Consider the following 14,311-nt stretch of genomic DNA (forward strand, 5'->3'; position numbering starts at 1 on the left):
TGAGTTCTCAAGGATCGGACGCACCCACGACCCGGCCATCACAACCAGGCCCGCAGGGCAACTTCTCAATCTTACCCCGTGGCTTCCGTTTGTCAAATCGGCGATCCGAGCGAACTCGGTGCGATCTGCGGAACCACAGAGCATCCCAGATTCAGGATCTCACCGAAGTGAGCTTCTGTTTCTGGGAGGTGGTCCGCCACTTGAGGGGAGCTGAGCCTTGGCCCTTTCTCAACCCTGTGGGGCGAACAAGTAATAACTTACGTGGGATGCGGGGCTTCGGCAAATTACGGCAGCTCCCCGGGCGTGTCGCCAGCGCCACCCCGGATCATCATCCCTGATCACCGAGGTTTCTGCGTGTTCGCCCGCTGTGGGCGTACGATCGCGAGCATATGAACACGTCGTCGCCCCTCCCCTCGCGTCTGGCCACAGCGGAACTGGCCGCAACGAGTGTCAACGCCGTGCTGCGCGCCATCGACCAGTCGGACCATGCCGATCCCGACCGCATCGCGGTGGCGTATCGCAGCGATCGAGTGCTGCTCATCGACGATGATGCCCCATCGGTGTGGTCGCCGTTCTCCGGGTTCTGGCGCGCATCCGACGGGTGGCTCCGCACCCACGGCAACTATGCTCATCACGCGAGTGCGCTCTGCCGAGCCCTCGCTCTCCCGACCGATGCGGGCGCAGATGATCTGCGCGCGGTATTCGCCGCGGCATCCGTCCGAGATTCTGTCGACCGCATCACCGGCGCCGGAGGCCTGGCCGTCGCAGTCCGTGGTGAGAATCCCGACGAGGACGCGGCGCTCCGCGAGCGGTCGCTCGTTGAGATCACGCGTATCGGTGATGACGCTCCGCGTCAGACCGCGGTATACGGCGACCCGGCCGCGCCGCTGCGGGGCATTCGCGTTCTCGACCTCACGCGAGTGATCGCCGGTCCGGTCTGCACTCGCACGCTCGCTCTCCTCGGCGCCGACGTGCTGCGCATCGATCCCCCACGGCTCGCCGAGCCGGAGTGGCAGCACTTCGACACCGGTCACGGCAAGCGCAGCGCACTGCTGGACGCGCGGTCGCCGCAGATGACCGAGCTGCTGACGGAGGCGGACGTCGTCGTGCTCGGCTATCGACCCGCTGCGCTCGATCGTCTCGGCCTGGCCCCCGAGTTCCTTGCCGAACAGCATCCGGGCCTGATCATCGCTCAGTTGAGTGCCTGGGGTCGCGATCACCCCGACCGCGCAGGATTCGACTCACTCGTGCAGGCGGAGTCCGGGATCGCGATGATCGAATCGCCGGACGGCGAGCGACCCGGCGCGCTCCCCGCGCAGGCGCTCGACCACAGCGCCGGCTACCTGCTGGCCGCTTCGATCTGCGAGACACTGGTCCGGCGCGAACGCGAGGGCGGAAGCTGGCGGATCACGACGTCGCTCCGCCGCGTTGCCGCTGAGCTGCTGGGGATGCCACGGCGCGATGAGCCGCAGCCGGAACGCGAGATCGATCCCGCGCTGCATCGCCAGACGTTCTCGGTCTCAGGCCGCACGATCACCACTGCGGCACCGGTGTTGCCTGGATTCAGCTTCGCCGCACCGCGCCCGTGGGGCGGCGACCGCGCACGGTGGCGATCACCACGCACAGCACCAGTGTGAGCATCGCCCAGATTCCACAGGCCGCGGGCAGCGTGCGATACGCCAGATGCTGGAGAGTGAACTCGGCTGTGAGCGGCCCGAACCGCATGTAGCCGATGATCCACGCGGCGGTGAGGATGATCGGCAGGGACAACCACCAGACGATCCGCACCCATGGCCGCAGCCACAGTACGTTCGCTGGCCGGGGTTCAGCTCGTCGCAGCCAGAGAAGTGCGCAGACTCCGAGGATCAGAAGAGCGACAACGCTCGACCCGTGCTGCAGCCACTTATAGCCCTGCATCGGTCCCCACCACTCGTCGAGTGCGGGGATGAGCTGCAGCCCCAGTCGCCCTTCGTGTGTGAAGGCGTCCCAAAGGATGTGCGAGAGAACGCCGATGAGCAGAGAGGCCGCGAGCCATAGTCCGTAGGTCCATCGTCGCGCGAGGCCAAGGGCGTCGTTCAGAGCTCCCGCGCCATACGCATTCCACTCCACGGGAAGTCGACGACCGAGCCATTGCGGCGAAAGCTCCGTCGCTGAGGGTCGCAGCACGACTCGCCACAGCAGGAACAGCCCGAGCGCGATGACTGTGGTCCACACGATGTTCGCGTAGGTGTGCGTAAACGAGTAGGTCACACCGAAGCCACGCAGGAACAGCGGCAGATCCGGAGTCATCGCCCCGATCGCGATCGCCGCGGGAACCAGAGGTGTGCGCAGGAATGGCAGCGCAACGACCGCGTGGCTCGGCGTGAATGGCAAGCGTCAGCCGATGAACACGCCGGCGAGTGTCTTCTTGCCGCGGCGCAGCACGGAGACTCCCCCTGGCAGCGTTCCCTCCACGACCGCCGCGTCATCCTCCACACGTGCGCCGTCGAGCACGACGCCGCCCTGCGAGATGGCGCGACGCGCCTCGGAGAGACTCGCCACCAGACCGGTGGCGACCAGCGCATCGACGGCAGAGGTTCCGGCGGGGACCGTCGCGTTCGGCAGTTCATCGAGTGCAGAGCGCAGCGTGGCCGCATCCAACGTGCTCAGATCGCCCTGTCCGAAGAGCGCCTCGGATGCTGCGATCACCGCAGCGGTGGCATCCGCCCCGTGGACTGTTGCGACGACCTCGAGAGCGAGACGCTTCTGGGCGGCACGACGGAAGGGCTCTGTCTCGACGAGCTTCTCGTACTCTTCGATCTCCGCACGAGTGAGGAACGAGAAGATCTTCAAGCGCTCGATGACATCCGAGTCGGCGGTGCTCAGCCAGAACTGGTACATCCGGTACGGGCTGCACATCTCGGCATCCAGCCAGATCGCGTTGCCCTCGCTCTTGCCGAACTTCGTCCCGTCGCTGTTGGTGATCAGCGGAGTGCCGATCGCGTGCGCTGAGACTCCTTCGGCACGACGGATGAGGTCGGTGCCGCTGGTGAGGTTTCCCCACTGGTCCGATCCACCGGTCTGCAGCACGCAGTCGTATTGGCGGTAGAGCTCGAGGAAGTCCATGCCCTGCAGGATCTGGTAACTGAACTCGGTGTAGCTGATTCCCTCATCGGAGTTCAGTCGCGCAGCGACGGCATCCTTCTTGAGCATCGTTCCGACGCGGTAGTGCTTGCCGATCTCACGCAAGAAGTCGATCGCGCTCATCGGCGCGGTCCAGTCGAGGTTGTTCACCATGCGCGCGGCGTTCTCGCCCTCGAAACTGAGGTAGCGCTCGACCTGCGTGCGCAAGCGCCCTACCCATTCCTCGACGGTCTCGCGGGTGTTCAGCGTGCGCTCCGCGGTGGGACGCGGATCGCCGATGAGTCCGGTCGATCCGCCGACGAGGCCGAGCGGCTTGTGACCGGCGAGCTGGATTCGGCGAAGTGTCAGCAGCTGCACGAGGTTGCCGAGGTGCAGGCTCGGAGCTGTCGGGTCGAATCCGCAGTAATACGTGATCGGGTCCCCGCCGAGAAGGGCGCGCAGCGCCTCCTGGTCAGTGGACACGTGGACGAGGCCGCGCCAAACGAGTTCATCCCACACGTTCTCGAACGCGGGATCAATCGCCTGCGGGGCAGTCGTCAGAGGAGGATTCGACACGCGTTCCAGGTTATCAGCGCCTCGCCCCCGCCATTCCGCGTGATGTCGGATGCTCGTGCGAAGCTGTCGACATGTCTGCGGCACTGCTATCGATCATCGTGGGAGCGAGCGCGGCCGTGCTGCTGGGCGCCGCGCTCGTGATCTCGCTGGCCGTCCTGCGTAAGCCGATGACCATGCCGATGGCGGTCGCGAGCATCTTGGTGGGGGTCGCACTGGTGGCGATCGTGGTCGTACGACCGTCCGGCATCCCGATCTACATCGGCGCACTGATCGCCGTGCTCGGGATCGCCGCTGCGACAGTAGGCGGCAACCCATTCACCAGGCGGGCTCTCGATATCGCCACAGGCAAAAGAGTCCGCGAAACCGAGGACGGCGGCATCCTCATCATCGCCGCGCACGCCTCCGATCCGGAGGGAGCGCGCACCCTCATGCGCGGTGGAACAGTGATCGGCTATCTGGAGCGTGTGGCCATGGTGATCTCGGTCGCCGTCGGGTTTCCAGAGGCGATCGCCGCGATCATCGCGGTCAAGGGCATCGGGCGCTTCCCGGAGCTTGCCGAGCCCGAAGCGCGCGAACGGTTCATCATCGGCACGGTGGCGAGTCTGCTGTGGTCCGGTGTGATCGGTGCGGTCATTCGTCTCGCGCTGACCTGAGCCGACCGACCCGCGATCAGAGCAGGTCGAGCAGCCGGAAGCCTTCGACGATGGCAGCGGCACCCGCGGTCGACAGTCCCTGAGATACCGCGGATTGCGTGATTCCCTCTGCCTCGGCGAGTTCGCGCTGAGTCCGGGACAGACAGCGTCCGTACGTCAATCGACGCACGCGTTCAGACATCGTGCCGACGATCTCGTCGCGCGTGAGCAGATAGGCGTTGGTCCATCGCACAGCATCCGCGTGCTGATCTGCCACGCTCTCGTCGGCGATGATCCAGCTGCGCGCCTGAGGAGCAGTGCGCTTCTGCAACATCTCCACGTGTTCGATGGCACTGCGTGCCGCCCACCAGCCTGGGCCTTCGGAGATGCCCTTCTCGGATGCTGTCGATGGCACGCGGTTCACGTCGCCGATGCCGATGCCGTAGCGAAACTCCACGCCGTCTGGCAGAGCCAAGCGCAACAGCAGAATCGCACCGAGTGCGGCGTCGATGCTCGGATAGACCGCCTGCTGCTCATCGCCCACAGTAGGACGCATACTCTGCGTCGCCACGGGGAGGTCCTGCTCGACGCGCGCGATCGCGTCGTCGAACGCTCGCTGCGCGCTGACGCGATCAGCGAGCTGCCGGGAGCCGATGATGTCGGCGGTCACCGCGATAGACATGACATGAGGTTATCACTAATATTCCTGATATATAAGTGATCTACTTATTGTTCAGAACTATTAGCGATTCCAGGTCAGAGTCCCAGGGCGTGCGCGGCCTTCTGCGTGCGTGCGATGAGCTCAGCGCGCTGCTCTTCGACACGCACCGGTGCAGTCCCGCCGGTGCCGGTGCGCGACGCAACCGACCCTTCGATGCTGAGCACCTCACGAACCTCAGGGGTCAAGTGCGCGGAGACCTCGGCGAGCAGTGCATCATCCGCGTCCTCGAGTCCGATCCCCCGGTCTTCGCAAGCACGGACGAGCGCACCCGAGATCTCGTGCGCATCACGGAAGGGCACCCGACGCTTCACGAGCCATTCGGCAACATCCGTCGCGAGCGAGAAGCCCTGCGGTGCCAGCTCTGCCATGCGAGCAGTATCGAAACGCAGAGTCGCGATCATGCCGGCGAAGGCAGGCAGTACGACTTCGAGCGTGTTCACCGAGTCGAAGACCGGCTCTTTGTCTTCCTGCAGGTCACGGTTGTACGCGAGGGGCAGACCCTTGAGCGTCGCCATCAGACCGGTCAGGTTCCCGATCAGGCGACCGGACTTACCGCGGGCGAGCTCGGCGATGTCGGGGTTCTTCTTCTGCGGCATGATGCTCGACCCGGTCGAGTAGCTGTCGTGCAGTGTGACGAAACCGAATTCACGCGTGTTCCAGAGGATGATCTCCTCTGACAGGCGAGAGAGGTCGACGCCGATCATCGCGGTGATGAACGCGAACTCCGCAACGACATCACGAGCTGCCGTGCCGTCGAGCGAGTTCTCGGCCGGACGATCCAGACCGAGCTCACGGGCGACGAGCTCGGGGTCGAGCCCGAGCGTGGATCCGGCGAGCGCTCCCCCGCCGTACGGCGAGACGCCCGCGCGCACGCGCCAGTCGACGAGGCGTTCGAGCTCGCGCACGAGAGGCCACGCATGCGCCTGCAGGTGGTGCGCGAGAAGTACGGGCTGTGCGTGCTGCAGGTGGGTGCGGCCAGGAAGAATCGCCCCCGGATGTGCTTCGGCCTGAGCGACCAGTGCATCGATGACGCGCAGAATGTCGCGGGCGATCACCTTCGCGTGATCGATGAGGTACATGCGCACAAGAGTGGCGATCTGGTCGTTGCGCGATCGTCCGGCACGAAGACGACCACCGAGCTCTGGTCCGAGTTCGGCGATCAGCGCCTGCTCGAGCGCACCGTGCACATCTTCGTCGGTTGGTGCCGGAACGATCGTGCCGTCGGCGACCTTGCGGGCGACGGCATCGAGCCCCTCGTGCATCTTCTGCGCTTCGTCGGGCTCGAGGTATCCCGCGGCCGCAAGCGCTGTCGCGTGCGCGTGGGACCCGGCAATGTCATAGGGCGCGAGGATCCAGTCGAAGTGCGTAGACCGGCTGAGTTCTACCAGCTCGGGGGATGGCCCCGATGCGAATCGTGCACCCCAGAGTGCGCCCTCGTTCGTGCCGTCGTGCTTCGCCTCGCTCATCGTTCCACCCTACCGGCGGGGCTGGGAGGCCACGACGGCCTTCGCTGCGCGATCCAGCAACCACTCCAGCAGACCGCGGCCGATGAACAGCGCCCACGCAGTGCATCCGATCAGCGTGGCAATAGTCATCGGCCAGAACGGCTCGAGCTCTCGGAAGCCGCCGAGATCTTGCGTATCGCCCAGCGCGATTCCCGCGACGATCGCCCAGACGACGATCTGCGCGGTATAGGCCGTCAGCGGCATAGCACCGGCCGCACGCAGCGGTAGCGTGATCGCCTTCAGCACGCTGAGTCGGCACAGCAGCAAGCAGACCGCCAGCGTCGCGAGAACGAAGCCGCCGGATCCCAAGACTTCGAACAGCCCAGCAGAGTGCGGCTCGACAGACCACACCGAGCGCCAGTACGGATCTGGCCCTGCCTCTGGCAGCAACGCCAACCCATACCCGACAGCCGCGAGCACCGCGCCGGCGAACAGCATCCGCACCTGGATCGAGGTTCTGGTGACTCCCGCTCTCGCGATGCCGAGACCAGCGAGCACGAAGACGATCCAGATCGTGAACGGATAGTGCCACCCGATGAACGCATCAAGCTCCGGCCCGAAGGGCATCTGCCAGATCGGCAGTTGGTCCAGCAGCGGCTGAAGGAAAGGCATGATCAGTGCGAGCACCACCGCCACCCACAGGATGGTGCGCGCGGGCAGCCCGGTGAACGGGAGTGCGATCAGGAACAGGATCGCGTAAGCGGGCAGGATGACGAACACCGGCACTCCGGTGAGGATGAGCAGGATGCCGAGGACGAGCAGCACCGCAGCACGAATCGCCACCCGCCCTCGGGCGACCGCCATCTGTGGTCCCGCGAGCGGCGTGCGACCACCGGTGACAAGACCGATCGAGACGCCGGCAAGCATCGCGAACAGGATCGACGATCGCCCATCGACGACGGCTGTCCACGATCCTGGATCAGTCCAGACGAACCCATCCCCCGTATCGAGCAGGTGCGCGGCGAACATCCCGATGATGGCGAGTCCGCGGGCGAGATCAACGCCGGCGATCCGGGCAGCACCATTCAGCCGCTGCCAATTCGTTCGCAGGCGCCCGGTCATGTCGGTCACTGAGCCTGGCGAAGTGTCAGCTCTGACGCAGCAGCCAGACCAGCAGAGCCTTCTGCGCATGCAGGCGGTTCTCCGCCTCATCCCACACAACGCTCTGCGGACCGTCGATGACTTCCGGGTCGACCTCGTAGCCGCGATCAGCGGGCAGGCAGTGGATGAAGATCGCGTCAGGATCGGCGAGAGCCATCGTCTCGTTCGTCACCTTGTAACCGCCGAGGTCACGAATGCGTGCGATCTTCTCCTCTTCCTTGCCCATCGACACCCATGTGTCGGTGACGATGACGTCGGCACCGGCCGCCGCCTCGTCGGGGTCGGCGTAGAGCGTGATCGAACCGCCCGTCTCTGCGGCACGACGCTCTGCGGCCTCGACGACATCAGCGCGCGGGGCGTAAGACGTAGGCGATGCCATGCGCACGTGCATGCCGGCAGTGACACCAGCGAGGGCATAGGAGTGCGCCATGTTGCTCTGCGCATCGCCGAAGAACGTGAGCGTCAGCCCCTTCAGGTCGCCCTTGTGCTCACGGATTGTGAGCAGGTCGGCGAGCAGCTGACAGGGGTGGAAATCATCAGAGAGCGCGTTGATGACCGGCACGCGGGTGCCTCTGGCCATCTCTTCGAGTCCGGACTGCGCGTAGGTGCGCCACACAATGGCAGCCACCTGACGCTCGAGTACGCGCGCGGTGTCGGAGGGGGTCTCCTTGCCGCCGAGCTGGCTGCTCGCGGTCGAGATGATCAGCGGCGACCCGCCGAGGTCGGCGATCCCGACGGCGAAGGAAACACGCGTGCGCGTGGAGGATTTGTCGAAGATCACCGCGACGGTCTGGGGGCCCGCGAGCGACTTGTCAGCCCAGCGGTCCTTCTTCAGCTCAATCGCGAGCTCAATGATCTCCGCCTGCTCGGCGGAGGTGAGGTCATCGTCGCGCAGCAGGTGGCGGGTCACAGTGTTACCTTCTCGTTCTCGGATGCGGCAAGAGCCGCCTGCACGTCAGCAAGGGAAGCAGCGAACAGCGTGTGGAATTCTTCGATCTCTGCATCGCCGATGTTCAGAGGCGGTGCGATGCGCACGGTGCTGGCGTTCGCCGCGTTGATGATGAGGCCGCGGTTCTGGGCCGCGGTGACGACGTCACCGGCGACAGGAGCACTGAGGCCGACGCCGATGAGCAATCCGCGTCCGCGCACCTCATCGACCAGGTCCGAACCGAACCCGAGGATCACCGCGCGCAGTTGCTCGCCGCGAGCCGCCGCGTTCTGCACGAGGCCTGCGCTCTCGATCTCCCCGAGCACCGCGTTCGCAACGGCCGTGCCGAGGGGGTTGCCGCCGAACGTGGAACCGTGCGACCCGGGCGTGAACAGCGCGCTTGCCGCTCCGTAGGTCACCAGCGCGCCGATCGGGAAGCCTCCGCCGATCCCCTTCGCCATCGTGATGGCGTCGGGGGTGATGCCCTCGTGGTTGAATCCGAACCACTCGCCGGTGCGACCCGCGCCGGTCTGGATCTCGTCGATGATCAGCAGGGCGCCGTGCGTGAGCGTGAGCGACCGCGCCGCGGCGAGGTAGCCCTCTGGCAGTTCGACGACGCCCGCCTCGCCCTGGATGGGTTCGACGAACACAGCGGCAACGCGATCATCGAGAGCGGCCTCGAGCGCCTCGATGGTTGCCGGAATGTGCTCGACGCCACCAGGCATCGGCTCGAAGGGGGCACGGTAGGACTCCTTCGCGGTCAGCGCGAGGGACCCGATCGTGCGCCCGTGGAAGGCGTTCTCCAGCGCGATAATGCGCGGGCGATCGCTGCCGCCGTGCAGGCGAGCCAGCTTGAATGCCGCCTCATTCGCCTCGGCCCCCGAGTTCGAGAAGTAGGCACGGCCGTCAAGACCAGCCCCTGCCAGCCGTTTCAGGCGCGCTGCGAGTTCGAGCTGAGGCGGCGTGGCGAAGTAGTTCGAGACATGAGCGAGGGTCGCCGCCTGCTTCGAGACGGCGTCGACGAACACCGGGTGTGCGTGGCCCAGTGAGTTCACCGCGATCCCGGCGAGGAAGTCGAGGTAGCGCTTGCCCTCGTCGTCCCACAGATGCGAGCCCTCGCCGCGAGTGAGCATCGCGAAGCGCTCCCCCGCATTGAGTACGAGATCCCGTGCCGCATCTTCTTTCCAGACGGTCACGCCGTCACCCCCGATTTTTCAAGTACCACTTCAGTTCCGATTCCCTTGCTGGTGAACAGTTCGACGAGGACCGAGTGCTTCACTCGCCCATCAATGATGGCCGCTGCATCCACTCCGCCTTCGACCGCATCGAGGCACGCGCGCATCTTCGGGATCATTCCCGACTCGAGAGTCGGGAGCATCTCGGTGAGCTGCTGCGAGCTCAGGTGCGAGACCAGCGAGTCCCGATTCGGCCAGTCTGCGTAGAGACCGGGGACGTCGGTGAGGATCACGAGCTTGCGCGCGTTCAGCGCAATGGCAAGAGCGGATGCCGCGGCATCCGCGTTCACGTTCAGCGACTGTCCCGGATTGTCGAGGTCCGGCGCGATGCTGGAGATCACGGGGATGCGTCCGGCAGCCAGGTGATCGAAGATCGCGGTGGGATCGACCTGCACGACGTCTCCGACGCGGCCGAGATCGACCTGCTCGCCGTCGATCTCGACGCCGCGGCGTCGACCGCCGAAGAGACCGGCGTCTTCACCGCTGAGCCCTGTGGCGATCGGACCGTGCGAATTGATCTTCGCGACCAGCTGCGGATTGACCTGACCGGTGAGCACCATGCGCACGACGCTGATGGCCTCGGTATTGGTGACGCGGTAGCCGCCCTTGAACTCGCTGGGGATCGCAAGGCGATCCAGCATGTTCGAGATCTGCGGACCGCCGCCGTGGACGACCACCGGCTGCACGCCGACGTAACGCAGATACGCGATGTCCTGCGCGAATGCCTCCTGCAGTTCATCAGAGACCATGGCGTTGCCGCCGTACTTGACGACCACGATCTGGTCGCGGAACTTCCTCAGCCACGGGAGCGATTCAATGAGCGTTGCCGCTTTCTCTGCTGCGACGTCGGGGGGCGTGTCCTGAATGTCTGTCATGAGGAGTAGGCGCTGTTCTCGTGGACGTAGTCGTGGGTGAGGTCGTTCGTGCGGATCGTCGCCCCGGCGTCGCCCACCTTCAGATCGATCAGCAGATCGGTCTCGCGCGGCGTGAGATCGACGTCTTCACGCGGACGGTCTGGGCCCCCCTCGGTGCACACGCGGACGCCGTTCATCCACACGTCGACGTCATAGGGGTCGAACTGCGCAGCAGTGGTGCCGATCGCAGCGAGTACACGACCCCAGTTCGGGTCGTTTCCGAAGATCGCTGCCTTGAAAAGGTTGTTGCGGGCGACGGAGCGCCCCACCTCCACAGCATCCTGTTCAGTCATCGCGTTCGCGACACGGATCGTGATGTCGTGGCTAGCGCCCTCAGCGTCGCGCTGCAGCATTGCTGCGAGCTGATCGCTGAGTTCGGTCAGCGCAGCGGTGAACTCCTCGAGATCGGGCCGGATGCCGCTGGCGCCGTTGGCGAGCAGCGTCACCTGGTCGTTCGTCGACATGCATCCATCGGAGTCCAGGCGGTCGAAGGTCTGGCCGGTGGCGGCGCGAAGCGCAGTGTCCGCCTCGATTGCCTCGAGGTCGGCGTCAGTGGTGATGACGACGAGCATGGTCGCAAGGCCCGGTGCGAGCATTCCTGCACCCTTGGCCATGCCGCCGATCGTCCAGCCATCGCGGGTGATCACGGCGGTCTTCGCGATCGTGTCGGTTGTCATGATCGCCTGGGCTGCGCTGTCACCCCCATCTGCAGAGAGCTCGGTGATCGCCTGCTCTGTGCCGGCGAGAACCTTGGCGCGGAACGCTTCGTCTCCCGTACCGATGAGCCCGGTGGAGCAGACCAGAATGTCCCCTGCGCTGACGTCGAGCAGCTCTGCGGCCTTCTCGGCGGTCTGGTGCGTGGTCTGGAAGCCGAAGCTTCCGGTGAAGCAGTTCGCACCCCCCGAGTTCAGGACGATCGCCTCGACAGTGCGGTCGAGGATGACCTGCTGCGACCAGATGATCGGGTTGGCCTTGGCGCGGTTGCTCGTGAACACCGCGGCACCGATCTTGCGCGGGCCCCGGTTGACGACAACGGCGACATCGGGCTTTCCGGTGGACTTGAGACCGACGGCGACTCCGGCCGCTTCGAATCCCTGAGGTGCGGTGACGCTCATGGTGCCACTCCGTTCACAGTGAGGGCGCGGCCTTCGGGAAGGCCGAGCGCGAGGTTCATGGATTGAATTGCAGCACCGGCGGTGCCCTTGGCAAGGTTGTCGACGGCAGTGACCACCGTGACCCGGTTCACCGCGCGATCGATCGCGAGGCCGATCAGCGCCGTATTCGCGCCGACCACATCTGCGGTGCGCGGGAACTGGCCTTCCGGCAGCAGTTGCACGAAGGTCTCGTCGCCGTAGGCGTTCTGCCACGCTGCGCGGATCTGCTCGTCGGTCACGCCGGGGACGATCGGTGCGGTCGACGTGGCGAGAATGCCGCGAGACATCGGGACGAGCACGGGAGTGAACGAGATGCGGACATCGGCGGCATCCGGACCCTGAGCTTGCGTGAGGGCCTGCTGGATCTCGGGGATGTGGCGGTGCGTGCCGCCGACTGCATAAGGGTTCGCGGTGCCGAGGAGTTCGCTGCCGAGAAGGTTCGTCTTCAGGCTCTTTCCAGCTCCAGAGGGGCCGACGGCGAGCACGGAGACGATATCGCTCGGGTCGATCACGCCGGCAGCGACACCAGGGGCGAGGCTGAGGCTGACCGTAGATGCGTTGCATCCGGGGGCGGCGATGCGCTGCGCTCCGCGCAGGTTCTCGCGCTGCTTGGCGCCACCGCCGATCAGGAGCTCGGGAACGCCGTAGGCCCACGGCTCGTGAAACTCGCCGCCGTAGAAGGCATCCCACGAATCCTGCGAGGTCAGGCGGTGGTCGGCGCCGGCATCGATGACCAATGCCACATCTCCCAGAGCATCCGTGTACTGGCCGGACTGACCATGCGGAAGCGCGAGGAAGACGATGTCGTGCCCGGCGAGAATCTCTGGAGTCGTGTCCTGCAGCGTGAGGTGTGCGAGCGAACGCAGGTGCGGCTGGTGTTGGATGAGCGGCTGCCCTGCATTCGAATGCGCAGTGACAGTGCGGATCTCGATGTCGGGATGGCCTGCGAGCAGGCGCAGAATCTCGCCACCTGCATAGCCGGATGCGCCGGAGACGGCGACGGAATACGTCATGGTTCTACCTTAACGGTCGGGACTTCCATCCCTGATCTGGTCGGAGGACAGCGGCGGCGACACCGGCGCTCGACCACCCGCGCGAGCGGAGGGAGCACGGGGTCGCCTAGAGTCGGCGTCCGTCCTTCGACAGGCTCAGGAGCCGACGGCTGCGGCGTCGGCGCACGACCGTGACGCTCGGAGCGAGCGTCGCAGAGTCGTTGAGAGCCGAAGGCATGTGTGGACGATAGCGCGGGATCTGGAGCATCCGCAAATCCACCCGGGTCACCCGGCGGATTCGAGCATGAGCACGCGGGATGCTGCCTCGGCAAGACGCTCGGCGAACGCCGCATCCGTGGACGCACGCTGTTCCAGCGCCACGATGATCTGCCCGGCCGTCTCTGGGGTCGATCCGGCGACCATGAGCACCAAGTCCGCACCGGCCGCGATCGCGGCGACAGCGTTCGCAACCGGATCGGCATACGCTGCTTCTCCGGATGAGCTGAGCATCCCCAGATCGTCGGTCACCGCGACGCCCTCGAAACCGAGATCCTCGCGCAGAATCCGATACCACTCGGGTGAGAGCGACGCGGGTTCTGCAGCAATGGACGGGAATCGGAGGTGCCCTGTCATGACCAACTCGGCACCCGCGTCAATGCCGGCTTCGAACGGGATCGCGTCGAACGCGCGCCACTCCGCGAACGTCTGGACACTGGTCGGGATGGCGCTGTGCGAATCTCCCTCGGCCGCGCCATGGCCTGGGAAGTGCTTGAGCGTGGATGCGACGACACCGCGTTCGCCGGCCGCTGCCGCGGCGACGCGATCCGCGACGGCCTGCGGGTCGGTTCCGTACGATCTGCCGAAGATGAATGAGTCCTGCGTACGAGGAACATCGGCGACGATGCCGAAGTTGATGTCGACCCCCGCGGCTTCGAGCAGCCCGGCCCGCGCTGCGAACGCGGCCTGGGTCTCAGCGGGTGCCGCTGTCTTCAGCTCATACGACGAGGGAAGCTCATCCCACAGCATCCGTCTGACGTCCCCACCTTCCTGGTCGATCGCGATGAGCGCCTGAGCGGATGCCGCGTGAACCGTGTCAGTGAGACTGCGAAGCTCGTCCGGCGTCGCGGGAACGTTGCCACCCATCAGGATGAGACCATCCGGACCTGCCGAGACGTAGCCGGCCAGAGCGGCCGCATCCGTTCCGGGAGCGGTGCCCATAACGACCAGCGCTGCCTGCTCGGCGACGGTCATGCGTGCCACCTGCTGCACTGCCTGCTCGGCGGGCGTCAGCGGGGTCGGGCTGGGAGTCGGAGGCGGGTCGGCTGTGAGCGTCGGCGATGTCGATGGCTCAGCGGAATCGCCAGCGGCGGCGCATCCCGTAAGCCCGATGCCCACCACCAGAAATGCCGCAGCAACCGCACGACTTCTCATCTGCCAAGGCTACCCACCCC

13 protein-coding genes are annotated in these 14,311 nt (G+C 65.8%); 2 read left to right on the top strand and 11 right to left on the bottom strand.

What is annotated here, in order from left to right:
• Window positions 1-389: 389 nt before the first annotated feature.
• Window positions 390-1,637: a CoA transferase gene (locus tag ACN0RC_RS07765; protein WP_417510463.1), complete on the top strand. Its 1,248-nt coding sequence runs from the start codon at window positions 390-392 to the stop codon at window positions 1,635-1,637.
• Here the strand turns inward: ACN0RC_RS07765 and ACN0RC_RS07770 are convergent.
• The gene (locus ACN0RC_RS07770; protein ID WP_417510465.1) at window positions 1,564-2,373 is read right to left on the bottom strand and encodes a DUF4184 family protein; all 810 of its coding nucleotides are present in this window, start codon (window positions 2,371-2,373) and stop codon (window positions 1,564-1,566) included. The two genes, ACN0RC_RS07765 and ACN0RC_RS07770, sit on opposite strands and share 74 nt — an antisense overlap.
• Before the next feature lie 3 nt (window positions 2,374-2,376).
• Complete coding sequence (gene tyrS, locus ACN0RC_RS07775; protein WP_417510467.1) at window positions 2,377-3,678, bottom strand: tyrosine--tRNA ligase; 1,302 nt, start codon at window positions 3,676-3,678, stop codon at window positions 2,377-2,379.
• A 71-nt stretch (window positions 3,679-3,749) separates the two neighbouring features.
• Here tyrS and ACN0RC_RS07780 point away from each other — a divergent pair, with 71 nt between their 5' ends.
• Window positions 3,750-4,331 carry a hypothetical protein gene (locus tag ACN0RC_RS07780; protein WP_417510469.1) on the top strand — a complete coding sequence of 194 codons (582 nt, stop codon included), beginning with the start codon at window positions 3,750-3,752 and terminating at the stop codon, window positions 4,329-4,331.
• Between the two features lie 16 nt (window positions 4,332-4,347).
• On the opposite strand, the gene ACN0RC_RS07785 is transcribed toward ACN0RC_RS07780, so the two are convergent.
• The 9 genes from ACN0RC_RS07785 to ACN0RC_RS07825 form a co-directional block, all read right to left on the bottom strand.
• Complete coding sequence (locus ACN0RC_RS07785; protein ID WP_417510471.1) at window positions 4,348-4,992, bottom strand: SatD family protein; 645 nt, start codon at window positions 4,990-4,992, stop codon at window positions 4,348-4,350.
• Window positions 4,993-5,066: 74 nt separating this feature from the next.
• Window positions 5,067-6,497 carry an argininosuccinate lyase gene (gene argH, locus ACN0RC_RS07790; RefSeq protein ID WP_417510473.1) on the bottom strand — a complete coding sequence of 477 codons (1,431 nt, stop codon included), beginning with the start codon at window positions 6,495-6,497 and terminating at the stop codon, window positions 5,067-5,069.
• Between the two features lie 9 nt (window positions 6,498-6,506).
• Window positions 6,507-7,598, bottom strand: coding sequence for a heparan-alpha-glucosaminide N-acetyltransferase domain-containing protein (locus ACN0RC_RS07795; RefSeq protein WP_417511128.1), 1,092 nt, complete (start codon window positions 7,596-7,598; stop codon window positions 6,507-6,509).
• A 25-nt stretch (window positions 7,599-7,623) separates the two neighbouring features.
• Window positions 7,624-8,547 (bottom strand): ornithine carbamoyltransferase, encoded by a 924-nt coding sequence (argF, locus tag ACN0RC_RS07800; protein ID WP_417510475.1) that lies wholly within the window; start codon window positions 8,545-8,547, stop codon window positions 7,624-7,626.
• The gene (locus tag ACN0RC_RS07805) at window positions 8,544-9,761 is read right to left on the bottom strand and encodes an acetylornithine transaminase (protein ID WP_417510477.1); all 1,218 of its coding nucleotides are present in this window, start codon (window positions 9,759-9,761) and stop codon (window positions 8,544-8,546) included. The genes argF and ACN0RC_RS07805 overlap by 4 nt, the downstream gene beginning before the upstream one ends.
• Entirely contained in the window at window positions 9,758-10,675 is a 918-nt protein-coding gene (gene argB, locus ACN0RC_RS07810) for an acetylglutamate kinase (protein WP_417510479.1), read from the bottom strand. Before argB ends, ACN0RC_RS07805 begins: the two co-directional genes overlap by 4 nt.
• The gene (gene argJ / locus ACN0RC_RS07815) at window positions 10,672-11,829 is read right to left on the bottom strand and encodes a bifunctional glutamate N-acetyltransferase/amino-acid acetyltransferase ArgJ (protein ID WP_417510481.1); all 1,158 of its coding nucleotides are present in this window, start codon (window positions 11,827-11,829) and stop codon (window positions 10,672-10,674) included. Before argJ ends, argB begins: the two co-directional genes overlap by 4 nt.
• Window positions 11,826-12,881 (bottom strand): N-acetyl-gamma-glutamyl-phosphate reductase, encoded by a 1,056-nt coding sequence (argC, locus tag ACN0RC_RS07820; RefSeq protein WP_417510483.1) that lies wholly within the window; start codon window positions 12,879-12,881, stop codon window positions 11,826-11,828. Before argC ends, argJ begins: the two co-directional genes overlap by 4 nt.
• Before the next feature lie 264 nt (window positions 12,882-13,145).
• Window positions 13,146-14,291 (bottom strand): glycoside hydrolase family 3 N-terminal domain-containing protein, encoded by a 1,146-nt coding sequence (locus ACN0RC_RS07825; protein WP_417510485.1) that lies wholly within the window; start codon window positions 14,289-14,291, stop codon window positions 13,146-13,148.
• Between the last annotated feature and the right edge of the window lie 20 nt (window positions 14,292-14,311).

Source organism: Microbacterium sp., assembly GCF_048259935.1.
Taxonomy (GTDB): Bacteria; Actinomycetota; Actinomycetes; order Actinomycetales; family Microbacteriaceae; genus Microbacterium.

Bases quoted from the DNA above. Each gene is read 5' to 3' on its own strand.
- ACN0RC_RS07785 (WP_417510471.1), bottom strand. From the start codon at position 4,992: ATGTCTATCGCGGTGACCGCCGACATCATCGGCTCCCGGCAGCTCGCT.
- argH (WP_417510473.1), bottom strand. From the start codon at position 6,497: ATGAGCGAGGCGAAGCACGACGGCACGAACGAGGGCGCACTCTGGGGT.
- argC (WP_417510483.1), bottom strand. From the start codon at position 12,881: ATGACGTATTCCGTCGCCGTCTCCGGCGCATCCGGCTATGCAGGTGGC.
- argB (WP_417510479.1), bottom strand. From the start codon at position 10,675: ATGACAGACATTCAGGACACGCCCCCCGACGTCGCAGCAGAGAAAGCG.
- ACN0RC_RS07825 (WP_417510485.1), bottom strand. From the start codon at position 14,291: ATGAGAAGTCGTGCGGTTGCTGCGGCATTTCTGGTGGTGGGCATCGGG.
- ACN0RC_RS07795 (WP_417511128.1), bottom strand. From the start codon at position 7,598: ATGACCGGGCGCCTGCGAACGAATTGGCAGCGGCTGAATGGTGCTGCC.
- ACN0RC_RS07780 (WP_417510469.1), top strand. From the start codon at position 3,750: ATGTCTGCGGCACTGCTATCGATCATCGTGGGAGCGAGCGCGGCCGTG.
- argJ (WP_417510481.1), bottom strand. From the start codon at position 11,829: ATGAGCGTCACCGCACCTCAGGGATTCGAAGCGGCCGGAGTCGCCGTC.
- ACN0RC_RS07765 (WP_417510463.1), top strand. From the start codon at position 390: ATGAACACGTCGTCGCCCCTCCCCTCGCGTCTGGCCACAGCGGAACTG.